At 62.0% G+C, this 23,942-nt stretch carries 22 protein-coding genes and 2 pseudogenes; 17 read left to right on the forward strand and 7 right to left on the reverse strand.

Annotated elements, in window-relative coordinates; genetic code table 11:
* Window positions 1–205 precede the first annotated feature (205 nt).
* A pseudogene (nadB, locus tag ACZZZP_RS16220) lies at window positions 206–1,823 on the forward strand (L-aspartate oxidase).
* Here the strand turns inward: nadB and ACZZZP_RS16225 are convergent.
* Both ACZZZP_RS16225 and ACZZZP_RS16230 read right to left on the reverse strand, forming a co-directional pair.
* Window positions 1,792–2,231: pseudogene (locus ACZZZP_RS16225) on the reverse strand (protein YgfX). The pseudogenes nadB and ACZZZP_RS16225 overlap by 32 nt on opposite strands.
* Window positions 2,215–2,469, reverse strand: coding sequence for an FAD assembly factor SdhE (locus ACZZZP_RS16230; RefSeq protein WP_122452870.1), 255 nt, complete (start codon window positions 2,467–2,469; stop codon window positions 2,215–2,217). The pseudogene ACZZZP_RS16225 and the gene ACZZZP_RS16230 overlap by 17 nt, the downstream one beginning before the upstream one ends.
* A 122-nt stretch (window positions 2,470–2,591) precedes the next feature.
* On the opposite strand from ACZZZP_RS16230, the gene ygfZ reads away from it, so the two are divergent.
* Complete coding sequence (ygfZ, locus tag ACZZZP_RS16235) at window positions 2,592–3,533, forward strand: CAF17-like 4Fe-4S cluster assembly/insertion protein YgfZ (RefSeq protein WP_463536706.1); 942 nt, start codon at window positions 2,592–2,594, stop codon at window positions 3,531–3,533.
* 57 nt (window positions 3,534–3,590) lie between these two features.
* Complete coding sequence (locus tag ACZZZP_RS16240; RefSeq protein ID WP_122493830.1) at window positions 3,591–4,427, forward strand: HDOD domain-containing protein; 837 nt, start codon at window positions 3,591–3,593, stop codon at window positions 4,425–4,427.
* A gap of 50 nt (window positions 4,428–4,477) precedes the next feature.
* Here the strand turns inward: ACZZZP_RS16240 and ACZZZP_RS16245 are convergent, their stop codons facing one another.
* Window positions 4,478–5,866 carry a sensor histidine kinase gene (locus ACZZZP_RS16245; protein WP_463383452.1) on the reverse strand — a complete coding sequence of 463 codons (1,389 nt, stop codon included), beginning with the start codon at window positions 5,864–5,866 and terminating at the stop codon, window positions 4,478–4,480.
* Window positions 5,859–6,530, reverse strand: coding sequence for a response regulator (locus ACZZZP_RS16250; protein WP_463383453.1), 672 nt, complete (start codon window positions 6,528–6,530; stop codon window positions 5,859–5,861). Before ACZZZP_RS16250 ends, ACZZZP_RS16245 begins: the two co-directional genes overlap by 8 nt.
* Window positions 6,531–6,705: 175 nt before the next feature.
* On the opposite strand from ACZZZP_RS16250, the gene ACZZZP_RS16255 reads away from it, so the two are divergent.
* From ACZZZP_RS16255 to ACZZZP_RS16280, 6 genes are all read left to right on the forward strand, one after another.
* Window positions 6,706–7,983 carry an OprD family porin gene (locus ACZZZP_RS16255; RefSeq protein WP_463383454.1) on the forward strand — a complete coding sequence of 426 codons (1,278 nt, stop codon included), beginning with the start codon at window positions 6,706–6,708 and terminating at the stop codon, window positions 7,981–7,983.
* Between the two features lie 59 nt (window positions 7,984–8,042).
* Entirely contained in the window at window positions 8,043–9,023 is a 981-nt protein-coding gene (locus ACZZZP_RS16260; protein WP_463536707.1) for a Bug family tripartite tricarboxylate transporter substrate binding protein, read from the forward strand.
* Between the two features lie 63 nt (window positions 9,024–9,086).
* Window positions 9,087–9,545 carry a tripartite tricarboxylate transporter TctB family protein gene (locus ACZZZP_RS16265; RefSeq protein WP_463383455.1) on the forward strand — a complete coding sequence of 153 codons (459 nt, stop codon included), beginning with the start codon at window positions 9,087–9,089 and terminating at the stop codon, window positions 9,543–9,545.
* A 1-nt stretch (window position 9,546) separates the two neighbouring features.
* Window positions 9,547–11,061: a tripartite tricarboxylate transporter permease gene (locus ACZZZP_RS16270; protein WP_463536708.1), complete on the forward strand. Its 1,515-nt coding sequence runs from the start codon at window positions 9,547–9,549 to the stop codon at window positions 11,059–11,061.
* Window positions 11,054–12,094: an AbrB family transcriptional regulator gene (locus ACZZZP_RS16275; RefSeq protein ID WP_463383456.1), complete on the forward strand. Its 1,041-nt coding sequence runs from the start codon at window positions 11,054–11,056 to the stop codon at window positions 12,092–12,094. The genes ACZZZP_RS16270 and ACZZZP_RS16275 overlap by 8 nt, the downstream gene beginning before the upstream one ends.
* Before the next feature lie 55 nt (window positions 12,095–12,149).
* Window positions 12,150–13,007, forward strand: a complete 858-nt coding sequence (locus tag ACZZZP_RS16280; RefSeq protein ID WP_463383457.1) for a DUF6279 family lipoprotein — start codon at window positions 12,150–12,152, stop codon at window positions 13,005–13,007.
* A 210-nt stretch (window positions 13,008–13,217) separates the two neighbouring features.
* Here the strand turns inward: ACZZZP_RS16280 and ung are convergent, their stop codons facing one another.
* Complete coding sequence (gene ung, locus ACZZZP_RS16285) at window positions 13,218–13,910, reverse strand: uracil-DNA glycosylase (protein WP_122493839.1); 693 nt, start codon at window positions 13,908–13,910, stop codon at window positions 13,218–13,220.
* Window positions 13,911–14,063: 153 nt separating this feature from the next.
* On the opposite strand from ung, the gene ACZZZP_RS16290 reads away from it, so the two are divergent.
* From ACZZZP_RS16290 to ACZZZP_RS16320, 7 genes are all read left to right on the forward strand, one after another.
* Window positions 14,064–14,477, forward strand: a complete 414-nt coding sequence (locus ACZZZP_RS16290) for a PaaI family thioesterase (RefSeq protein ID WP_122493840.1) — start codon at window positions 14,064–14,066, stop codon at window positions 14,475–14,477.
* Window positions 14,478–14,574: 97 nt separating this feature from the next.
* Window positions 14,575–15,423, forward strand: coding sequence for an HDOD domain-containing protein (locus tag ACZZZP_RS16295; RefSeq protein WP_463383458.1), 849 nt, complete (start codon window positions 14,575–14,577; stop codon window positions 15,421–15,423).
* 166 nt (window positions 15,424–15,589) lie between these two features.
* Window positions 15,590–16,408: an enoyl-CoA hydratase gene (locus tag ACZZZP_RS16300; protein WP_122493842.1), complete on the forward strand. Its 819-nt coding sequence runs from the start codon at window positions 15,590–15,592 to the stop codon at window positions 16,406–16,408.
* Window positions 16,409–16,489: 81 nt separating this feature from the next.
* The gene (locus tag ACZZZP_RS16305; RefSeq protein ID WP_122493843.1) at window positions 16,490–17,593 is read left to right on the forward strand and encodes an enoyl-CoA hydratase/isomerase family protein; all 1,104 of its coding nucleotides are present in this window, start codon (window positions 16,490–16,492) and stop codon (window positions 17,591–17,593) included.
* A 335-nt stretch (window positions 17,594–17,928) separates the two neighbouring features.
* Entirely contained in the window at window positions 17,929–19,284 is a 1,356-nt protein-coding gene (locus ACZZZP_RS16310; protein ID WP_122493844.1) for an MATE family efflux transporter, read from the forward strand.
* Between the two features lie 100 nt (window positions 19,285–19,384).
* Window positions 19,385–19,903 carry a hypothetical protein gene (locus tag ACZZZP_RS16315; protein ID WP_463383459.1) on the forward strand — a complete coding sequence of 173 codons (519 nt, stop codon included), beginning with the start codon at window positions 19,385–19,387 and terminating at the stop codon, window positions 19,901–19,903.
* Window positions 19,904–19,933: 30 nt separating this feature from the next.
* Window positions 19,934–20,302, forward strand: coding sequence for a PH domain-containing protein (locus ACZZZP_RS16320; protein ID WP_463383460.1), 369 nt, complete (start codon window positions 19,934–19,936; stop codon window positions 20,300–20,302).
* Window positions 20,303–20,324: 22 nt separating this feature from the next.
* On the opposite strand, the gene ACZZZP_RS16325 is transcribed toward ACZZZP_RS16320, so the two are convergent.
* Window positions 20,325–20,996 (reverse strand): TetR/AcrR family transcriptional regulator, encoded by a 672-nt coding sequence (locus ACZZZP_RS16325; RefSeq protein WP_122493847.1) that lies wholly within the window; start codon window positions 20,994–20,996, stop codon window positions 20,325–20,327.
* A gap of 56 nt (window positions 20,997–21,052) precedes the next feature.
* Between ACZZZP_RS16325 and ACZZZP_RS16330 the strand changes: the two genes are divergently transcribed.
* Window positions 21,053–22,141 (forward strand): DUF2855 family protein, encoded by a 1,089-nt coding sequence (locus ACZZZP_RS16330; RefSeq protein WP_463383461.1) that lies wholly within the window; start codon window positions 21,053–21,055, stop codon window positions 22,139–22,141.
* 216 nt (window positions 22,142–22,357) lie between these two features.
* On the opposite strand, the gene ACZZZP_RS16335 is transcribed toward ACZZZP_RS16330, so the two are convergent.
* Window positions 22,358–23,830, reverse strand: coding sequence for an inorganic phosphate transporter (locus ACZZZP_RS16335; protein ID WP_463383462.1), 1,473 nt, complete (start codon window positions 23,828–23,830; stop codon window positions 22,358–22,360).
* Window positions 23,831–23,942: the final 112 nt, after the last annotated feature.

Here is a 23,942-nt window from a genome sequence, read left to right on the forward strand (position 1 = left end):
TAATCTTGTCACCGGTTTAGTTGTAATGAGGCCGCGGCAACAGCCGCTCTCGATACAACGCAAACGGCATTGTCCCCGTCTGGGTGACTGCCTATGGAACCTGGAAGTCTAAGAAAGTTCCCAGGGCCCAGCGGCCGTCATAAGCCCGCTATTGTGCAGCCCGCCCCGCCTATATACTAGTGGCCGCTTCTCGTGGAATTCGAACATGAGCCAACATTTTCAGCACGACGTTCTGGTCATCGGCAGCGGCGCTGCCGGCCTCACTCTGGCGCTGACCCTGCCAAGCCATTTGCGCATAGCCGTGCTTAGTAAGGGTGACCTCACAAATGGTTCAACTTATTGGGCACAGGGCGGCGTTGCAGCTGTGCTCGACACCACTGACACCGTCGAATCCCACGTTGCCGACACCCTCGACGCAGGCGCCGGCCTGTGCCGTGAAGACGCTGTGCGCTTCACCGTCGAGCACAGCCGCGAGGCCATCGAATGGTTGATCGAACAAGGCGTGCCCTTTACCCGTGACGATGAAACCGCGCGGGAAGATGGTGGGTTCGAATTCCACCTGACGCGAGAAGGCGGCCACAGCCACCGCAGAATTATCCATGCCGCCGACGCCACTGGCGCAGCCATTTTCAACACCCTCCTCGCCCAAGCCCGGCAGCGTCCGAATATCGAGCTGCTAGAACAGCGCGTTGCAGTCGACCTCATTACCGAACGCAAGCTAGGGCTGCCCGGCCACAACTGCCTGGGCGCGTACGTGCTGAATAGAAACAGCGGCGAAGTCGACACCTACGGAGCGCGCTTCACCGTGCTGGCCAGCGGCGGTGCCGCCAAGGTTTATCTGTACACCAGTAACCCTGACGGCGCCTGTGGCGACGGCATTGCCATGGCTTGGCGCGCGGGCTGTCGGGTCGGCAACCTGGAATTCAATCAATTCCACCCGACCTGCCTGTACCACCCCAAGGCCAAGAGCTTTCTGATTACCGAAGCCATCCGTGGCGAAGGCGGCTTGCTCAAGCTGCCGAACGGCGAGCGCTTTATGCAGCGTTTCGACCCACGCGCCGAGTTGGCCCCGCGCGATATCGTGGCCCGCGCCATCGACCACGAAATGAAGCGCCTCGGTGTCGACTGTTTGTACCTGGACATCAGCCACAAACCCGCCGAATTCATCAAAAGCCACTTCCCCACTGTTTTATGAGCGCTGCCTGGGGTTTGGCATCGACATCACCAAGGAAGCGATCCCGGTGGTACCGGCCGCCCACTACACCTGCGGCGGCGTGGTGGTCGACCAACATGGCCACACCGACGTGCCGGGCCTGTACGCCATTGGCGAAACCACCTTTACCGGCCTGCACGGCGCCAACCGCATGGCCAGCAACTCGTTGCTCGAATGCTTCGTCTATGCCCGCTCGGCAGCGGCGGACATCCTTCAACAATTGGTGAGCAAACCCACACCGCAGCGCCTGCCGAGCTGGGACGCCAGTCAGGTGACCGATTCGGACGAAGACGTGATCATTGCCCACAACTGGGATGAGTTGCGCCGGTTTATGTGGGACTACGTCGGCATCGTGCGCACCAACAAGCGCCTGCAGCGCGCTCAGCACCGCGTGCGCTTGCTGCTCGACGAAATTGATGAGTTCTACAGCAACTACAAAGTCAGCCGCGACCTGATCGAGCTGCGCAACCTGGCCCAGGTGGCCGAGCTGATCATTCGCTCCGCCATGCAGCGCAAAGAATCACGCGGCCTGCATTACACCCTCGACTACCCGGACCAACTGCCCGAAGCCCGCGACACTATTCTGGTGCCGCCCATCTACGGCGAGTGAATTTCAGCCGTACCCGCAGGCGCCGGTGGACATCCGCCGGCAATCGCGTCGCTCGCCACACAAAGCCCCCGAACCCACCACTGCCCCGGCAGACGAAAGCGCAGCACAACCACTTGCGGCAACGCCATGCTGTCGGGGAACAACTGAACCGACTGCCAGCCATGGCCGGTCTGCCACAGGTGCCACCCGTCCGCGTCATGGCGAATGCCAGAAAAGTGAGAAGTGGCGAAGCGCCAAGTCCAGACGGCATGAGCGCTACACAGCGCACCGCCCAGAAGCGTCATCCATATAGGAAGGGCCTCCACCAGCAAGGCGAGCCAGGCGCCGAGCTGTGCGCCGAGATACACCGCCAGCAGACGCCGGGAGAGGCTGCCAGCGGCATTCGAAAGCTTTACTTGGGTTGGACACGATCCAGAATCATGCGAACCATGCGGCGCAGGTCGGCGTCTTCCGGCTCGCCGCGCTGCATGAACCAGCCAAACATGTCCTGATCTTCGCACTCCAGCAGTTTGCGATAGCGCTCGCGGTCTGCGTCATCCAGGCTCGGGTAGACTTCGCGAACGAAGGGCACCAGCAACACGTCGAGTTCCAGCATGCCGCGGCGGCTGTGCCAAAACAGGCGGTTCAGTTCAATATCGTCGACCATCAAAGCGGCTCCTGCAAAATAGGCCGGCAGTATAGCGGCGCCACGCCGATACCGGCACCCGCTGACAAGCTCAAGGCAGGGCCCTATGATTAGCCCCCCAGACTTTCAATCAGCGATTTCTCATGGCCGATTCAGCTTTTTTCTGCACGCTGTCCCACGAAGGCGTTCTTGCCGTTCGCGGCCCCGACGCCAGCAAATTCCTTCAAGGCCAGGTCACCTGCAATCTCAACTACCTGAGCGATAGCAACGCCAGCCTCGGCGCCCGCTGCACCCCCAAAGGCCGCATGGTGTCGAGCTTTCGCATTGTCAGCGAAGGCGACGGCTATGTGCTGGCGATGGCCAGCGAACTGCTGGAACCGCAGCTCACCGACCTGAAAAAATACGCCGTCTTTTCCAAATCCACTCTCAGTGACGAAAGCGCCGACTGGCTGCGTATCGGCCTCTACAACGCCGACGAAGTCCTCAGCGAGCTTGGCCTGATGCTGCCGACCGAAGCCGATGGCGTTGCCCGTACAGACAATTTGTTCGCCATTCGCCTGAGCGACGGCCGCGTCGAGCTCTGGATTCGCAGCGCCATCAGCGCCGACGTCATGCAACAAATCCAGGCCAAACTCCCAGAGCGTCCCCTTAACAGCTGGCTACTCGCCCAGGTTCGCGCCGGCATCGGCCAGGTATTTGGCGCGACGCGCGAGCTGTTTATTCCGCAAATGATCAATTTGCAGGCCGTGGGCGGCGTCAGCTTCAAAAAAGGTTGCTACACCGGCCAGGAAATCGTCGCGCGCATGCAGTACCTCGGCAAACTCAAACGCCGCTTGCAGCGCTTGAGCCTGGAAGGCGCCGAATTACCGGCCGTGGCCAGCGAACTGTTCTCCCCCGTGCACCGCTCCAGCGTTGGCGAAGTGGTGCTGGCCGCACAAAGCGAAACGGGCGTGGAACTGTTGGCGGTATTGCAGGAAGATGCCGTCACTGATGGACGGATTCATCTCGGCAGCGAAACCGGCCCGGCTTTGCAGCTCTTGGACCTGCCTTACACCTTGAACTCGGATCGCGAGATTCAGCGTTAACCCTATTACTTTCCGGCCGCCTGCCCGCCAAGCGCCCCAGTCTCCAGAGAAACGTCCATGAGCAAACTCGCTGATAAAGTCCAACACGAACTGATCCAGGCCATCGAAAACGATGAACTGGTACTGCCGACCCTTCCTGAAGTGGCGCTGAAAGTTCGCGAAGCGGCGGAAGACCCGGACATCAGCATCCCCCAGCTCAGCAAGGTGATCGGCAACGACGCCGCCCTGACTGCGCGCATCATCAAAGTGGTGAACAGCCCGTTGCTGCGCACCAATAAAGAAATCACCGATCTGCAAATGGCCGTCAGCCGCCTCGGCATCAACTACACCTGCAACCTGGCGACCGGCCTGGCGATGGAACAGATGTTCCAGGCCACCTCCGACGTGGTCGACCGCAAAATGCGTGAAGTGTGGAACAAGAGCACCGAAATCGCTGGCATCAGCCACGTGCTGTGCCGTCACTACACGCGCCTGATGCCCGACCAAGCCACCCTCGCCGGCCTGATCCACCAGATCGGCGTGCTGCCGATTCTGACCTACGCCGAGGAACACGATGAGTTGCTGTCCGACTCCATCAGCCTCAACCACGTGATCGAGAAAATTCACCCGATCATTGGCGACAAAATTCTCAGAGCGTGGGATTTCCCCGAGAACATCGCCATCCTCCCGAGCCAATACCTGGACTTCACCCGCAACTCGCCAAAAGCGGATTACGTCGACATCGTTCAGGTCGCCACCCTGCAGAGCTACCTGGGCAGCGAACACCCTTACACCCAGCTCGACTGGTCGCAGATTCCGGCCTTCGCCAAGCTTGGCCTCGACCCAAGCGCCGATCTGAACGCCGACGAAGACCTCTCCGCCGCCATGGAAGCGGCCATGGGCATGCTGCAATAACAGCGCCCCATCACCGTAGGTTGGGCTGAGCGCCAGCGAAGCCCAACACGCTAGACCGGCAAAAACGCCACCCGCACCAACAGCCCGCCGCTCGGCCCGTCATGCAACGTGATGGTCGCCTGATGCGCACGGCAAATCTCGCCAACAATCGCCAATCCCAGCCCTGCCCCGCCAATTTTCTGCGGATTGCGCCGGTAGAAACGTTGGAACACCTTATCGCGCTGGTCCGCCGGAATACCTGGCCCGTCGTCTTCCACTTCCAGAATGCTCGGCGCCAGCACGCGCAAAATCACATTGCCGCCGGCCGGCGTATGGGCCAGGGCGTTGTCGACCAGGTTGCTCAGTAGCTCATTGAGCAACGTCGGCTCGCCGGTCAGCCATACCGGCTGCTCGGCCTCCAGCGCTAACGCAATGCCTTTGGAATGCGCCAGCGGTGCCAGCGCCATGCCCAGCTCGCGGCACAGCTGACTCAGGTCGATTTGCTCCGCGCCACCCTCGGCGATTGCTCGCGCGCCACTTTCAATGCGCGCCAATGACAGCAATTGATTAGCCAGGTGGGTAAGGCTGTCGGTGTTCTGCGCGGTTTCACGCAATGTCTGCTGCCAGCGCTGCGGCTCCTGCTCGCGCAGCCCCAGCTCAACCCGCGCTTTCAACGCCGCCAACGGCGTACGCAGTTCGTGGGACGCTTCGGCAATAAAGTCGGCCTGGCGCTGAAACAATCCGCGTAAGCGTTCGGTGAATTGGTTCAGCGCCTCCACCAGCGGCATCAATTCCCGCGCAGTGGCGACCACCGGCAACGGCCGCAAGTCGTCCAGTTGCCGCTCGGCCACGGCGTTGCGCAATTGATTAAGCGGGCGCAGCGCGGCGCTGATGGTGAACCACACCAGCACCAGCGCCGTCAGCGACAGCAGCGCCAAGCGCCACAGCGAATCCACCAGCAGCCCGCGCGCGAGGCGTTCGCGCGCCTCTTCGGTTTCCGCCACACGAATTTCGGCGGTGCCGCTGATGGTCGGCTCGCTGACCGGGCGCAACAAGCTCACCACGCGCACGTCCACGCCCTGGTAATTGGCGTCGTAAAAACGCGCCAGCGCCGGATAGTCGTCGGTGCGCGGCGTGTTGCGCGGCGGGTCGGGCAGGCTTTCGTAGCCGGAAATCAGCTTTCCTTGCACGTCGGTGACTTGATAGAAAATTCGCCCGGCGCTGTCGTAGGCGAAGGTATCCAGCGCCACATACGGCACGTCGGCGCGCAGGCTGCCGTCATCCTCGTACAGCCCTGCCGAAATTGCCCGCGCCGACGCCAACAGGGTGCGGTCGTATGCGGTGTCGGCCGCCTGGCGCGCGTTCCAGTAGGCGCTCAGGCTGCCAATTAGTAACAGCGCGGCAAACAGGGCGGCCAACCGGCGCAGCAGGCGCCCACGGAGGCTGCCGATCTCACGCATCCTGGCTTTCCAGCAAGTAGCCCAAACCCCGGAAGGTGACGATGCGCACCGAGCTGCCTTCCAGCTTTTTGCGCAGGCGGTGCACGTAGATTTCAATGGCGTCGGGGCTGGCGTCCTGATCCAGGCCGAACACCTGCGAAGCAAGCTGCTCCTTGCTCATCACCCGCCCCGGCCTGGCGATCAGCACCTCGAGCACGGCTTGCTCGCGGGAGGTCAGCGTCAGCACTTCATCATTGAGGCTGAAGCGCCGCGTGCCCAGGTCATACAACAACGGGCCGCAACGCTGCTGCTGCTCGCCGCCGAGCACGCTGCGGCGCAGCAATGCTTTCACGCGCGCCTCCAGCTCGGTCAGCTCGAAGGGCTTGGCCAGGTAATCGTCGGCGCCGAGGTTAAGCCCGTGCACGCGGTCCTTCACTTCACCGCGTGCGGTGAGCATCAGCACCGGCAGGGTTTTACCCCGTGCCCGCAGGCGCGCGAGCACTTCAAACCCTTCCATGCGCGGCAGCCCGACATCGAGCACCGCCAGTGCGTAGTCTTCGCTGCTCAAGGCCAGGTCAGCCGCCACGCCGTCGTGCAGCACGTCTACTGTCCAGCCGGCGGCCTTGAAAGCCTGGGCAATGCTATCGGCCAGTTGGGGGTGGTCTTCGACCAACAAAATGCGCACCGGGATTCTCCGCAAGACGGCGTGTGCCGTGGAGTGTAACGGGCCGCTCGCGCGTGTGAAGGGCCGCGCCGTTTTCTTTCAGCGTGAAAGCTTGGCGAAAGTTTCGCGCCTTAGCATCCGGCCAAGGTGGCTCGAACCACCTATCAAAAACAAAAACAAAAACTGGAGACACCTCATGCCCACTGCTACCCGGCAGGCATTGCCACCTGTGCGTCCACTGTCCCTCGTGCTCGCAGGCGCAACCCTCGCTTCCCTGACGCCCGTCACGGCCCACGCCGAATTCATTAAAGACAGCAGCGTCAATTTCGAAACCCGCAACATGTACTTCAACCGCGACTTCCGTGACGGCACCGGCCAGTCCAAGCGCGATGAATGGGCGCAAGGTTTTATGCTTGATATGCAGTCGGGCTTCACCGAAGGCACCGTCGGTTTCGGCGTTGATGCACTCGGCATGCTCGGTCTCAAGCTCGACTCCAGCCCCGACCGCACCGGCACCGGCCTGTTGCCCACCCACGATGACGGCAAAGCGGCCGACGAGTACTCCAAGTTGGGCGTGACCGCCAAGGTCAAGGTGTCCAACAGCGTCTTGAAAGTCGGCAGCTTGATTCCCGAACTGCCCACGCTAAACCCCAACGACGGCCGCATCCTGCCGCAAACCTTTGAAGGCGGTCTGCTGACGTCCGAAGAAATCAAAGGCCTGACCTTCACCGGTGGCCGCCTGGAAAAAGCCAAAGACCGCGACGACACCAACTACGAAGACCTGGCGCTGAACAACAAGAACAGCCGCTTCTCCAGTGCCGCCAGCGCCGACAACTTCGACTTCGCCGGCCTCGACTACAAGCTCACCGACAAAATCACCGGCAGCTACCACTTCGCCCAACTGGACGACGTGTACCGCCAGCATTACATCGGCTTGGTGGCCGCGCAGCCCATGGGCCCCGGCACCGTTTCGGCCGACCTGCGCGCCTCGTTCAGCGACGACCAAGGCAAAGCCGAAGGCGGCAAGGTCGACAACCGCGCCCTCAACGGCATGCTCAGCTACGGCCTCAACGGCCACAAACTCGGCCTCGGCTACCAGCACATGAGCGGCGACACCGGCTTTGCCTATGTCGACGGCACCGACCCGTACCTGATCAACTTCGTGCAGATCAATGACTTCGCCAACGCCGAGGAACGCTCCTGGCAAGCGCGCTACGACTATGACTTCGCCAAGCTCGGCGTGCCCGGCCTGACGTTCATGACCCGCTATGTCAGCGGCGACAACGCCGAAGTCACCGGCAGCAACGAAACCGGCAAAGAGTGGGAACGCAACACCGAGTTCAAATACGTGGTGCAGAGCGGCGCGCTGAAGAACGTATCGCTGCGCGTGCGCAACGCCACGTTCCGCTCGAACTTCGCCCGTGACGCCGACGAGATTCGCATCATGGTCGGCTATACGCTCGCCCTGTACTGAACTGCGAAGCCATCACCTGATTTCCTGACCCAAAATAAAAACTCCACGGGAGACTTCACATGATCAAGCCCCTGCACCGCCGCCTCGCCTTGGCCGCTGGCTGCCTGATGCTCAGCAGCCAATTGATGGCCGAGCCCAAACGCCCTGAATGCATCGCCCCGGCCGCACCCGGTGGCGGTTTCGATCTGACGTGCAAGCTGGCGCAAAGCGCGCTGATGAATTCCAAGCTGCTGACCAAACCCATGCGCGTCACCTACATGCCCGGCGGCGTGGGTGCCGTGGCCTATAACGCCGTGGTCGCGCAGCGGCCTGGCGATGCCGGCACGATTACGGCCTGGTCCAGCGGTTCGCTGCTCAACCTGGCGCAGGGCAACTTCGGCCGGTTCGATGAAAACGCGGTGCGCTGGCTCGCTGGCATCGGCACCAGCTACGGCGCCATCGCCGTGCGCAACGACTCGCCGTACAAAAACCTCGACGACCTGGTGAAAGCGCTCAAGGCCGATCCGGGCAAAGTGGTGATCGGTTCGTCCGGCACCGTCGGCAGCCAGGACTGGATGCAAACCGCCATGCTCGCCAAGGCGGCCGGCATCAACCCGCGTGACCTGCGCTATGTGGCGCTCGAAGGCGGCGGCGAAATTGCCACGGCCCTGCTGGGCGGGCATATCCAGGTCGGCAGTACCGACATTTCCGACTCCATGCCGCACATCAAGGCCGGCAACATGCGCATCCTCGCGGTGCTCTCGGACGAGCGTTTGCCGGGTGCCGACAAGGCCGACATTCCGACCGCCAAGGAACAGGGCTACGACATCAGTTGGCCGGTGGTGCGCGGCTTCTACCTCGGGCCAAAGGTCAGCGATGAGGACTACGCCTGGTGGAAAGCCAGCTTCGACCAACTATTGGCCTCGGAAGACTTCGCCAAGCTGCGCGACCAACGCGAGCTGTATCCCTTCGCAATGACGGGTGAAGAGCTGGACAGCTACGTGAAAAAACGCGTCGCCGACTACAAGCAGATGGCCCAAGAGTTCGGCCTGACCCAGTAATTCCTCTCACCGTTCTGTAGCCGGGGCGCCCGAATCGCGGCGCCTCCAGGCCAGGAGATCACCATGCTTTTTCAACGCCTCTTCAGTGCGGGCTGGCTAGTCGCATGCCTGGTTTTTGCCTACCTGGCCTGGAGCTACCAGGCCGCGTTCTCTTACGAGCCGGTCGGCCCGCGCGCTTTTCCGCTGCTAATGCTCGGGCTGATGGCCGCCGCCTTGCTGTGGCTGACCCTGCGCCCCACGCACATCGAACACAAAGAAGGCGAGCCGGTGCTGGACCGCGATTCGCTGCGCAAAGTAATGGCCTGCGTGGTCCTGATGCTGGTGTACGCCGGGCTGTTCGAGCCGCTGGGCTTTATCATCTCCAGCACCGTGGTCGGCATGCTGATGGGCCGTCTGTATGGCGGCCGCTGGAAACCCAGCGCCATCGCCGCCGTGCTGATCAGCATCGGTTTGTACGTGCTGTTCGACCGCACCCTCGACGTTCCCCTGCCGCTCGGCGTGCTCGACTTCCTGGAGCTTTGACATGGACACACTCGGCTATCTGGGCCAAGGCTTCGGCGTTGCCCTCACCCCGTACAACCTGATTACCGCGCTGATCGGCACGCTGATCGGCACCGTCGTCGGCCTGCTGCCGGGCCTGGGGCCAATCAATGGCGTGGCACTGCTGATTCCTGTGGCCTTTGCCCTCGGCCTGCCGCCTGAGTCGGCGCTGATTCTGCTCGCCGCCGTGTACTCGGGCTGCGAATACGGCGGACGCATCAGCTCGATTCTGCTGAACATTCCGGGCGAAGCCTCCACCGTGATGACCACCCTCGACGGTTACCCCATGGCTCGTCAGGGCATGGCCGGCGTGGCCTTGTCGCTGTCGGCGTGGAGTTCGTTCATCGGCGCGTTTATCGCCATTTGCGGCATGGTGCTGTTTGCGCCGTTGCTGGCCAAGTGGGCGATTGCCTTCGGCCCGGCGGAGTATTTCGTGCTGATGGTATTTGCCATCGTCGCCTTGGGCGGCATGGCCGGCGACCGGCCGATGAAAACCTTTATCGCTGCCCTGCTCGGCCTGTTCCTGTCGACCATTGGCATCGACGCCAACAGCGGCGTGTACCGCTTCACCTTTGACAGCATTCATGTGGCCGACGGCATTCAGTTCGTGGTGCTGGTGCTCGGGCTGTTCTCGGTCAGTGAGATGTTGCTGCTGCTGGAAAAAACCCACCACGGCCACGTCGCGGTGAAAGCCACCGGGCGCATGTTGTTCAACGTGAAAGAAGCGGCGTCGGTGTTTGTCGTCAACCTGCGCTGCGGCCTCATGGGTTTTGTGCTCGGCGTATTGCCGGGTGCCGGCGCCACGCTGGCCAGCGCCGTGGCCTACATGACCGAGAAGAAAATTGCCGGCGAGAAAGGCAATTTCGGCAAGGGCGACATGCGCGGCCTGGCCGCACCGGAAACGGCGATTGGCGCAGCGGCGTGCGGTGCCATGGTGCCGATGCTGACCCTCGGCGTTCCAGGCTCGGGCACCACGGCGGTGATGATCGGCGCGCTGACGCTGTACAACATCACCCCCGGCCCGATGCTGTTCCAGGAACAACCGGACATCGTCTGGGGCCTGATCGCCTCGCTGTTTATCGCCAACTTCATGCTGGTGATCCTCAACATTCCGATGATCCGTCTGTTCACCCGCATCCTTAACGTGCCGAACTGGGTGCTGGTGCCGGTGATCGCCATCATCACCTCCATCGGCGTGTACGCCGTGCATGCCACCACCTTCGATTTGTTCCTGATGGTGATCATCGGCATCTTCGGCTACATCCTGCGCAAGCTCGACTTCCCGCTGTCGCCGCTGCTGCTGGGCTTTATTCTCGGCGGGCTGATGGAGCAGAACCTGCGCCGCGCGCTGTCGATCTCCAATGGTGAACTGGGCATTTTGTGGGGCAGCCCAATCACCATGGGCGTGTGGGTGCTGGTGGTGGTGATGTTGGCACTGCCGATTGTGCGTATCTGGCGCCGCCGTGCGAAACAACGCCGCGAGGTGGCCAATGCCTGAGAACGGGCGGCCCTGGTGGCCGACGCCGCTGGTGGGCGCCGTGGGTGGCGTCCTGGCCAGCCTGGCCCATTGGCCGCTGCCCTGGATGATCGGCGCACTGGTGGCGGTCATCCTGTTTCGTTGCAGCACGCCCTGGCTGATCCGTGATCTGCCGGGCGGACGCAAAACCGGGCAATGGATTATCGGCATTGGCATCGGTTTGCACTTCTCCAGCGCGGTGGTCGAACAGGTCGCCGCGCACTTCTGGCTGATTCTGTTTGGCGCGCTGATCACCACCCTCTCCAGCGGCATCGCCGTGTGGCTTCTGCGCCGCACCGGCGAGGACCGCGCCACAGCGTTTTTCTCCAGCATGCCGGGCGGTTCCGGTGAGATGGTCAACCTCGGCCTGCGCAACGGCGCCGTCACCAGTCGCGTGGCCGCAGGCCAAAGCTTGCGCGTGGTCGCGGTGGTGCTGTGCGTGCCGGCCACCTTCAAATTCTTTATGGGCGATGGCCCGGCGCTCAGCCATAGCGGGCAGGTCGACTGGCTGTGGCTCGCTGCACTGGTTCCACTCGGTGGCGCGGTGGCGCTGCTGTGGCAACGCTTGAAGCAACCCAATCCCTGGCTGTTCGGCCCGCTGCTTATCAGCGCAGGCGCGAGCATGCTGTTCGACTTGAACCTTGGTTTGCCGCCAGGTGCCAGTCAGGTTGGGCAGTTGCTTATCGGCAGTGGCCTAGGCTGCCACTTCGACCGCGCCTTCTTCCGCCGCGCGCCCTCCTTTCTCGCCCGCACCTTACTGGGCACCGCGCTGATGATTGGCTTTGCCGCCGTGTGCGCGCTGGGCCTGGGCTGGCTCACGCATTTGGATATCCGCTCGCTGACCCTGGGCATGATGCCCGGCGGCATTGCCGAGATGAGCCTGACCGCCGAAACCCTGCAACTGTCGGTGCCGCTGGTAACCGCCATGCAGGTGATGCGCTTGCTGCTGGTGTTGTTCCTGGCCGAGCCGCTGTTCCGGCGTTGGCAGTCTCATGCGGGCCAACGCGACACCTAGCACTTCTGCACCTGTGCCGGGTCTATGCTTGCGTACATCTGCAGAGGAGCCGCCCATGGCCACGCGATTGCGCATTGTGTTGCTGGTCATCAGCCTGGCGCTGCTCACCTCGTGCAGCCGCCTGGACCTGGGCTACCGCAACCTCGACTGGCTGATTCCCTGGTCGCTGGACAACTACATTCCCCTCACACCCGAGCAGAAAGCCTGGCTCAAACCGCGCCTGGTCACGCACCTGAACTGGCACTGCACCACGCAGTTGCCGCTGTATGCCGACTGGCTACAACGCAGTGCCGAGCTGGCCACCGAACCCGATCCCGCCCCCGCCGAGTTCGACGCGCAATTCAGCGCGTTTCGCCATGCCGTCGACGCTGTGGCCGTGCGCCTCACACCCGACGCCACTCAATTGCTGCAAGGCTTGAGCGATCAACAGGTCACGGCGCTTGGCGAGAACATGGCCAAGCAGAACGAGGAACAGCGCGACGAATACCTCGGCGTTCCGCTCGCCGAGCAGATCGACGAACGTCGCGAGCGCATGGAAGAACGGCTCAAGCCGTGGTTTGGCCGCTTGCAGCCGGAACAGAAAGCGCGGGTGAAGGTGTGGGCCAAGCAGCTTGGCGACTACAACGAGGCGTGGCTGGATAACAATCGTGCCTGGCAACAGGCGTTTCTGGCGGCCGTGCGGGAGCGGCGCGGCCCACAGTTTCCAGATCAGGTGAAAGGCCTACTGCAAGACCGCATGAGCGTCGCGACCCCGGCGTATCGCGAACGCTTCGTTGGCGCCCAGAACGCCTTGGCAGATTTGTTCAGCGACCTGCTCGCCAGCGCCAGCCAGCAGCAGCGCGAGCGCCTGGTGGAGCGGCTGCAGGGCGCGCGCAAGCAAGTGACGGAAATGACTTGCCCGGCGGCGCTTTAGTTAAATCGGCGTTTGCAGCAATCGAGGCTAAAGCCTCTCCTACAGGGACTGAGTGACGCACTTGATGTCTGTAGGAGCGACTTTAGTCGCGAAGCGATCGCACAGACCGACACCGACGTTTGCAGGGTTCGCCAGCAAGCTGGCTCCTAGAGGTGCAGTGCATTTCCTGTGGGAGAGGCTTTAGCCTCGAGTTTTTGATCGCGTACCGCCTTACAACGGCGGCAATTGCCAGTTGATCGGCGCAAGCCCTCGGTCTTTCAAGTACTGATTCGCCCGGCTGAAATGCCCGTTGCCGATAAAGCCGCGGTGCGCCGACAACGGCGACGGGTGCACGGATTTCAGCACCAGATGCCGAGTGGTATCGATCAACGGTTGTTTGCTCTGCGCATGGGCGCCCCAGAGCAAGAACACCAGATGCCCAGGCCGCGCATTCACCACTTCGATGACTTTGTCGGTGAACGGCTGCCAGCCTTTCTTGGCGTGCGAACCGGCGTTGGCCTGCTCCACCGTCAGCGAGGTATTGAGCAGCAGCACGCCCTGCTCGGCCCAGCTTTGCAGATACCCGTGGGGGGCGATGTCGATGTTCAGGTCGCGCTTGAGTTCTTTGTAGATGTTTTGCAGCGACGGCGGCGTCGGCACGCCCGGCTGCACGGAGAAGCACAGGCCATGGGCCTGGCCCGGACCGTGGTAAGGGTCCTGGCCGATGATCACGACTTTCACCTGATCCAGTGGCGTGGAGTTCAGTGCGTTGAAGATCATCGGTCCCGGCGGAAAAATCACTTTGCCGGCGGCTTTCTCGGTGCGCAGAAATTCGCTCAGGGTTTGCATGTAAGGCTTGTCGAACTCCTCGCGCAATGCCTCTTTCCAGCCTGCTTCGAGCTTGATTCGATCATCTGCGGTCATGCGCCTACCCCTTGAAAAAACTGCTGCGCACGCTAAGGAACGCAGCGTGCCAAGTCAACCCGAGCTGATGCGTGTGCATCACGGCGCTGGATGCACATTGTCGGCAGGCGTTGGCGGGTCAAGACTCCAGCCGAACCCCACGGAGTCACCGCCATGAACGCAGCTGCCGGCATTACCCGCGAACGCCTGGAACAGGCCATCGCCCACTCGACATTCGCCAATATGCTCGGTGCCGAGCTGCTGGATTTTGCCCCGGGCAAGGTCAGCCTGCAGGTGCACGCGCGGCCCGACCTGTGCCAACACCACGGTTACATTCACGGCGCAGTGGTCGGCTTTATGGTCGACAGCGGTTGCGCCTGGGCGGCGGCCTCGATGGTGGGCGATGTGGTCACCAGCGAATACAAACTGAACCTGCTGGCGCCGGCACTCGGCGAAAAGCTCATCTGCCGCAGCGAAGTGCTCAAAGCCGGGCAGCGCCAAGCCGTTTGCCGTGCCGATGTGTTCGCTGTGAAAGATGGCGTGGAGAAGCTGGTGGCGACCGGCTTGGCGACCATCGCCCGGGTGTAAAAACGACCGTTCGAAGCACCACGGCCGCCCAATGGTCCTGCGCCTGGCGAAATGCTTACTACGCTTGAAAGGGTAAGCAGACCAGGAGATTGCATAAATGGAGACCGGTCACGAAGGTCTGAAGTTTTCGCTGTACTCGAGCTTCCTCAAGGGCAACGCCAAGGTTCCGCAGATGCCGGAAACCTCGTTGCGCCTGCGCAAGTTATTGGATTCGCCCCACGCCTCGCTGGAGCAAGTCACGCGCCTGCTGCACAGCAATCCGCCGCTGGCCGCGTATTTATTGCAGTTCGCCTCGAGCCCCATGCTGCGCAACGTGCGCCAGGGCGTGAATTTGCAGGAAGTGGTGTCGCGCATCGGCATGCAGCGGGTCAACAACCTGGTGCTGACATTTGCCGTGGAGCACCTGTTCACCAGCCAGGACCCGGTGTTGCAGAAAGTGTTTCGCGCACGCTGGAACGCTTCGCTGATGTGCGGCGCGTATTGCGCCTGCCTCGCCCAACAACTCACTCGCCTGCCCATGGAAGACGCCATGCTCGGCGGCTTATTGCAAGACATCGGCAGCCTGCCGTTGCTCGACGAGCTGGAACGCTGGCCGGAAGTACCGCGTGAGCCGCAGGAGTTGCAAAATTTGTGCGATCAGCTGTCAGCCGACGTCGGCGTGATTGTGCTGACCGCCTGGCGCTTGCCCTCGGTGCTCATCGACTGCGCCCGTTATCGCAGCGGCTGGCAGCGTCAGCATGAGGGCAGCGCTGATCTGGTGGACGTGGTGCAAGTGGCGCGGCAGCTGAGCAGCGACTGCGACGACGAACACTTGGTGCAACTGCCGGCCTGGCGCCGCTTACTCGGGGACCGTGCCGACGACCTGGCGCCGCAAATGCTGCGCGACGAGTTGGGCGGCGAGGTGGCGTTCTGGTTCAAGCTGCTCGGCGGCAAACCGAATGCGTGAGCGGCACCCAGCGGTTGCCGAAATCTGCGTTTGAAAAAACCTGTCGCTCAGGCAAAACGGCGGGGTGCGCAAGCCACTCACTTTTTGCATACTCAGCCGTGCCATTTGCTGAAGGCGCCAGCCATTACCCATGGGGCGCCGCCACCAACGACAGGGACACGAGTTAATGAGCACTGCCATCGAAACCTATCACCCAGGCCTGGCCGACCTCACCCACAAGCTGACGGTCGAAAAACATGGCCACACTGCCCTGCTGACCATCAACCATCCGCCCGCCAATACCTGGGACCGGGAATCGTTGATTGGTCTGAAACAACTGATCGAGCACCTCAACCACGACGACAACATTTACGCGCTGGTGATTACCGGCCAGGGCAGCAAATTTTTCAGCGCCGGCGCCGACCTCAACCTGTTTGCCGACGGCGACAAAAGCCGCGCACGGGAAATGGCTCGGCGCTTCGGCGAAGCATTCGAAGCGCTGCGCGATTTTCGCGGTGTGTCCATCGCTGCCATCAATGGCTATGCCATGGGTGGCGGGCTGGAATGCGCGCTGGCGTGTGACATCCGCATCGCCGAACGCCAGGCGCAAATGGCGCTGCCCGAAGCCACCGTCGGCTTGCTGCCTTGCGCAGGCGGCACTCAGGCCCTGGCCTGGCTGGTGGGCGAAGGCTGGGCCAAGCGCATGATTTTGTGCGGCGACCGGGTCGATGCCGACACGGCGCTGCGCATCGGCCTGGTCGAGCAAGTGGTCGACAGCGGCGAAGCCCGTGGCCATGCGCTGTTGCTGGCGGCCAAAGTGGCGCGGCAAAGTCCGGTGGCGGTGCGCACCATCAAACCGCTGATTCAAGGCGCCCGCGAACGGGGCCCCAACAGTTGGCTGTCTGAAGAGCGCGAGCGCTTCGTTGACTTGTTCGATGCCGACGACACCCGCGAGGGCGTCAACGCGTTCCTGGAAAAACGCGACCCGCAGTGGCGCAACAAATAAGCCTTTCGCCGGGGCGAGCGACGGCAAGCGCTCGCCCGCCCGCCATATGCCGAGCACGGCAGAGTTTAGGAACCGCTTTCTATGAATGTGATTTTTGAAGAACTGGCAGGCCAGCATGGCGCCCGTATTGGTGTCGCCACACTGGACGCCGCCAGCAGCCTGAACGCGTTGTCGTTGCCGATGATCGAGGCGCTGGACGCCAAGCTCGCGGCGTGGGCGCAAGACCCCAGCATCGCCTGCGTACTGCTGCGGGCCAACGGCGAGAAAGCCTTCTGCGCCGGCGGCGACGTGCGCAAGTTGGTAGAAGCGTGCCGCGAACATCCGGGCGAAATTCCGCCGCTGGCCGGACGTTTCTTTAGCGACGAATACCGCCTCGACTACCGCATTCACACTTACCCGAAACCCTTTATCTGCTGGGGCCATGGCTATGTGCTGGGCGGCGGCATGGGCCTGCTGCAAGGCGCGAGCATCCGCATCGTCACGCCGAGCAGCCGCCTGGCCATGCCGGAAATCAATATCGGCCTTTACCCCGACGTGGGCGGCAGTTGGTTCCTCAGCCGCTTGCCGGGCAAGCTCGGGCTGTTCCTTGGCCTGACCGCCACGCAAGTCAACGCCCATGACGCGCTGCTGCTCGGCTGGGCCGACCGTTTCCTGGCCGACGACCAGCAAGACACGCTAATCGACGGCCTGCTGCAACTGAACTGGAGCGAACAACCGGCGCGGCAGCTCAACAGTTTGCTCAAGGCGTTGGAACACGAAGCCAACCAGCAATTACCCGACGCCCAACTGATGCCCCGGCGCAACCACATCGACAACCTGCTCGACGTCGCCGACTTGCCCAGCGCCTGGAAAGTGCTGGTGGCCATGGAAGGCAGCAGCGACGGTTTGCTCGCCCGCGGCGCCAAGACACTGGCCGGCGGCTGTCCGCTGACCGCGCATTTGGTGTGGGAACAGATTGAGCGCAGCAAGCATCTGTCGTTGGCCGAGGTGTTCCGTATGGAATACGCCATGAGCTTGAACAGCTGCCGGCATCCTGAATTTGCCGAAGGGGTGCGCGCGCGCCTGATCGACAAAGACAACGCCCCGCACTGGCATTGGCCCGATGTGGCGACCATTCCCCGCTCGGTGATCGACGCGCACTTTGTGCCGACCTGGGAAGGCGAACACCCGCTGCACGACTTGTAGGCGCCAGCGCGCCGCTGCCCGGTGAAACAGTCACCGGCAGCGGGCGTGTTTCTCCAGGCCCATGGCTATCTCACCTACGCAACCGCCATCCTTAGCCGCCAGACCGCCGCACACTCCGTTTTCTATAGTCGCCGCCGCTGTTGCAACAACCGCCAGACCCCGCGTCATGGCGGCTGTGCGCGGGACACTGCGAAGTGTACCGGTGTCTATGGGGCCGGTCGGTCAACCCGCGTACAGCTGCCTCCTTTACCAAATGCCCTGCAAAGCGCCACGTCAGATGCAAGCCACCCCGCTTTCATGCTCAGATGGTCGCCCACGCACCCTGAGCCTTTCCAATGCACGTCCCCGCTCAACGCCCGCTGTGGCAGGTCTACGCCCTCTTCCTGGTTCCTATGGTGCTGTCCAACTTCCTGCAAGGGCTGTCGGGCACGCTCAATAGCATTTACATCGGCCAAATGCTTGGCACCCAGGCGCTCGCGGCGGTGTCGGGCATGTTTCCCATCGTGTTTTTCTTTATCGCCCTGGTCATCGGCCTGGGCGCCGGCGCCTCGGTATTGATCGGTCAGGCGTGGGGCGCTAATGAACCGCAGCGGGTCAAAGCCATCGCCGGCACCACGCTAACACTCGGGGCGTTGATTGGCGTGCTGGCCGCCGTGCTCGGCACGGTGTTCGCCCGTCAGGCCATGGTGGCGCTGGGCACACCGGCCGACGTGCTGGACGACGCCACCGCCTACATGCAGGTGATGATGCTGATCATGCCGCTGCTGCTGGTGTTCGTGCTGTTCACCCAACTGTTGCGCGGCGTCAGCGATACCGTTTCGCCGCTGTTGGCGCTGCTTCTCTCGACCGTCGCCGGCTTGCTGTTAACGCCGGCGCTGATTAAAGGCTGGCTGGGCTTACCGCCATTGGGCATTCAGAGCGCGGCGTATGCCGGCCTGTTCAGCAACCTGCTGGCGATGGTGCTGCTCACCGTGCGCTTGCGACACAAACGCCACGTGCTCGCCCCCGACCGCGAGCTGTTTCGGGCGCTGCGGGTAAACCGCGAGATTATCGGTCTGGTGATGCGCATCGGCCTGCCGACGGGGTTGCAGATGGTGGTGATTTCTCTCTCGGAGCTGGTGATTCTGGCGTTGGTCAACGGCCACGGCTCGCAAGCCACTGCCGCCTATGGCGCGGTCACGCAGATCGTCAACTACGTGCAATTCCCCGCGCTGTCGATTGCCATCACCGCCTCCATACTCGGCGCCCAAGCCATCGGCGCCGGCCAGGCCAACCGCATCGGCGCCATCTTGCGCACCGGCCTGCTGATCAACACCTACCTGACCGGCGCGCTGGTGCTGTTGGGCTATGGCCTGTCGCACTGGTTGCTGGGCCTGTTTATCACCGACCCGGCCACCCGCGCCGAAGCCGAACACCTGCTGCATATCATGCTCTGGAGCATGCTGATTTTCGGTTACCAAGCCGTCGTCGGCGGCATCATGCGCGCCAGCGGCGTGGTGTTGGTGCCGGTGGCCATTTCGATCTTCTGCATCCTCGGCGTGCAAACGCCCGGTGCCTATTTGCTCGACGCCCACTTCGGCCTCGAAGGCGTGTGGATGGCCTTTCCCCTGGCCTACCTGACCATGCTGGCGTTGCAGGTTTTGTATTACCGGCTGGTGTGGCGGCATCGGCAGATCCGGCGCTTGGTGTGATGCTGGCATTGAGCTAGCCAGGCGCGGATTTCACCGGCATTATCCGCCTCATTAAACAACGGCGAGACAGCAAATCTTCGCCCCGCCATTGGTTCATGGAATGAACGCTGATTACGACGACGCTCCCTATTACCTGCAACGCACCCAGCCGCGTGCCGCCTATGGGCGTTGGCTGCTGTCGCTGACCTTTGGCACCTTGTTCAGCCTAAGCCTGCTCTATTTCGCCGGGCAATCGTTCAACCATCCAGCACAGATCGCAGCGCCAATGCCGACTGGTATGCCTATGCCTATGCCTATGCCTATGCCGAATCCGAGCCCTGATTTCCGCAGCGAACCCATTGTTTACCCCGAAGCCGAGGTAGCATCGCCGACCGCTCCGTTACCGGCTGTAAGTGCACCGAAACAAACGGTATTCAACGATCAAAATTACCAACCCAAGCGGCTGGTTAATACAGTGTCCATGCCACCCGTTCCGACGCGCTCGCCGCCCGTTGCCCAGAGCAGCGGCGTGGTTACCGGCATCACTGAAAAACGCTCGGTGTGCTGGCCACTTCCCGAAGGCAGTATCGAGCACCGCGATTGCAAACGAATGGTGCAGCTCAATACGCGAAATCGATAACGCCAGAGACCAACCCCCTTAGGAGCCCACATGATCGACTTCAACAACAAAGGTTTCTTCAAGCTCAAGCAAAACGACGAGTACGCCGAGCGCGTGACCGCGCTGCTGGTCGACGGTGAACAGGTGATCGACGCCTACAAATCCATGCGCGACGGCGTGGTGTTTACCAATAAGCGCATCATCGCGGTGAACGTCCAAGGCCTCACCGGCAGCAAGAAAGACTTCACCTCTCTGCCTTACAAAAACATCGTGGCCTACTCGGTCGAAACCTCAGGCACGTTTGATCTGGACTCGGAGCTGGAGATCTATTTCTCCTCGGTTGGCCGGGTGAAGTTCGAGTTCACGGGGCGCACCTCGATGGTGGAAATCTCAAAACTGATTTCCAAACACGTGCTGTAAGGGTTCGCCAACAGCCTGAGCGCTAATCTCCTGCCGCTAACGCGGCCACCCGCTGTACCAACATGCTTTTCATCTCCGCCAACCACGCCTGTTGCTGCGCCGTACTGAGCTGCGCAGTCAGGCAGTAACGACGCCCGCCCCACACCGCCGTCAGCCACGCATCCACGGTTTCGCCGCTTGGCTGGCGAGGCAGGTCGTGGCAGGCGGCAAACACCTCACGCCATTTACCGGCCAGCTCTTCATAGGCGCGCTGCTGGTGTTTGCGCTCGGCGATCTTGTATTCCAATGCGATCAGCTCATACCCGAACATCGAGCGCTCGGGTTCCGGTGGGTTGCAGCACACCTCCAGCAATTGCTCGATGCGCTGTTGCCAGCTGAGTGCGATGGGTTGCACCACTTCGGCGTCCACGCGTTGCAGCATGCATTCGATGCCATAGCGCACATAGCCCGACAGCAGCGCTTCCTTGCTGGGGAAATAGTCGTAGAGGGTGCCGATGGCGACGCCCGCTTCCAGTGCCACGGCGCGGGTGGTCAAGGCACTCCAGCCATCGCGCAACCAAATCCGAACAAAGGCCTCGAAGATGGCCTCGACGGTGAAGATCGCGCGGGCCTGGCTCGGCCGCTTAAGCGGCTTGCTGCGCGGCTTTACCGGGCTGGCTGGCGGTGTGCTGGCGTTTCCGAACCCGCGTTTCATGGTTAGCTCGTACTCTGTGGAGACACGCTTTGCCCCCACAAAAAACAGGAGCCGTCATGTCAGATCGCCGCAACGTAACACGCCTTCTTACCGAAAAAAACGCACTGGACCAGAGCCACATCCGCACCCACGAAGAAGACCTCAGCGCGGGGCCCGGCGAGGTGGTGGTCAAGCTCGATCGGCTGTCGCTGACCACCAACAACATCACCTACGCCGCGTTTGGCGACTCGATGAATTATTGGGACTTCTTCCCCACCGGTGACGCGGCGTTGGGTCATGTGCCGGTGTGGGGTTTTGCCGACGTGGTGTCGTCGACGGTTGAAGGCGTGGCGGTTGGCGAGCGTTTCTATGGCTACTTCCCCATTGCCAGTCATTTACGGATGAAGCCCGAACGCGTAACGGACCGTGGTTTCTACGACGGCGCCGACCATCGCCGCCTGCTGACCTCGGCGTACAACCAATACACCCGCTGCAGCTGGGACACGTTCTACAACCCACGCACCGAAAACTTGCAAATTCTGCTTAAGCCGCTGTTTCTGACGTCCTCCATGCTGGCCGACTTCCTCGAGGACAACGGCTTCTTCGGCGCCACCCGCCTGGTGTTCTCCAGCGCCTCCAGCAAGACCGCGTTCGCCACGGCCGTATGCCTGAACGACGCAGGCGTAAAGCGCGTGGCACTCACCTCCGGCAGCAACACCGAGTTCGTCGCCGGCCTGGGCTGCTACGAGCAGAGCGTTGCGTATGAGCAGTTGGAGCAGTTGGCCAACGATCAACCGACGCTGTACGTCGACTTCTCCAGCGACCTGGCCTTGCGCGACCGCGTCCACCAACACTTCGGCGAGCACCTGGTTTACAGCTGCTGCGCCGGCTCAGCGCAGAACACCGACCCGGCCCAACTCACCGCCATTACCGGGCCGCAGCCGCAACTGTTCTTCGCGCCGATTCAGCTGCGCAAACGCAATGCTGACTGGGGACCAGAAAAGGTGTCGGAGCATATCGGAGAGGGGCTGGTGCGTTTTTACGATCAGGTCACGCCGCTGCTGGACGTGGTCGTCAGCCAGGGCTTCCCGGCTGCGCAAGCGCTGATTGCCCAGCTGTACCACGGCAAGGTGTCGCCGAAGGAAGGGCATGTGGTTGAGCTGTAGCGGGAGCGCTGGGCGGCGTTTCGATTAGCCGCGATGGTGTGTTTAAGAGCATCGCGGCTGAAGCCGCTCCTACAAAATCTTCCGTGAACCCATGAGAAAGCCCGACTCAATGTCGGGCTTTAGCATTTAAAGTTGGCTTTCAACGCAGCATGGCCGACGGCCCGGAAGCCGAATGTCGATTAACAAAAAAAGCCCCGCATCTGCGGGGCTTTTTTATTAATCGACGAACCGTGTGGCTATCCAGAACAGGCTGGCTGCCAGCCCCATCGAAATGGGCAAGGTCAGCAACCACGCCAGCAAGATATTGCGCACCGTGCCGCCCTGCAGGCCGCTTTTGTTCGCGACCATTGTGCCGGCAACACCGGACGACAATACGTGAGTGGTCGACACCGGCAGGCTGAACACGTTGGCCAGGCCAATGGCGCACGCGGCGGTAATCTGCGCCGACATGCCCTGGGCGTAGGTCATGCCTTGTTTACCAATCTTCTCGCCGATGGTCAGCACCACGCGCTTCCAACCGACCATGGTGCCGATACCCAGCGCCAGCGCCACGGCCAGAATGACCCAGAACGGCGAGTATTCGGTGGTGGCGGTGAGGTCTTTACGCAGCTTGTCGAGGTCGGACTTTTCACGGGAGTCCAGGGCGTCGAGCTTGCCCACTTTCTTCGCCGTGTCGTCCAGGCACAGCAGGTAGCGGCGCACTTGAATGCGCGTGTCTGGTGCCAGGCTGTGATAGTCGGTCGCGCCTTTGAGGTCTTTCAACAGACCGGCAATGGTGGCTTCTGTCTGCTGCGGGTTGCAGCGGAACAGCTCGGGCATTTCGGCGGTGTCGCCTTTGCCCAGCGCCAGGAATTCACCAAGGCTTTCACGATTGCGATCGTAGAATTGGCTCAGGTGAACCGTCGCATCGCGGGTGCGTTCGATCTGGTAGGTGGTGCTGTTCAGGTCGAGCACGAACTGCGCCGGAACAATGCCGATGAGCACCAGCATGATCAGGCCGATGCCTTTCTGCCCATCGTTGGAGCCGTGCACAAAGCTGACACCCATGGCCGACAACACCAGCACCAGGCGATTCCAGAATGGCGGGTGTTTCTTGTCGTCGATCTTGCGGCGCTGCTCGGGGGTTTTGTGCATCTTCGACAGCGGGCGCCACGCTTTCAGGCCCAGCAGTACAAGCGCTGCTACCGCGAAACCAGCAATGGGCGAGGCGATCAGCGACATGCCGATATCAATCGCTTTCTGCCAGTTCACGCCGTCTGCCAGCGGAATATCGCTGATCAGCGCATTGGCCAGGCCGACACCGAGGATCGAACCGATCAGGGTGTGCGAACTGGACGCTGGAATACCGAAGTACCAGGTGCCGAGGTTCCAGGTGATGGCCGCCGCCAGCAACGAGAACACCATGGCCAGACCGTGGCCGGTGTTTACGTTGATCAGCAGTTCGACCGGCAGCAAGTGAACGATGGCATACGCCACGCCAACGCCGCCGAGCAACACACCGAGGAAGTTGAAAACACCGGAGAGCATCACCGCCAGATGGGGCGGCATGGCTTTGGTGTAGATAACGGTTGCCACCGCGTTGGCGGTGTCATGGAAGCCGTTGATGAACTCGAAGAACAGGACGAATGCCAGGGCCAGGATCAGGCTGATGAGTACCCAGGGTTCCAGCCCGCTGAAAAGATCGAACATGTGGTTTTCTGTTCAGGTCGAAAGGGGGCGCGATTATGCCAGATAACCGCAGCGTGAAAATCCTCAAACTGCTAGCTGGTAACGCTAGCAGAAAAACCGTCACGCCACGGTC

The organism is Pseudomonas sp. AC211, from assembly GCF_979258055.1.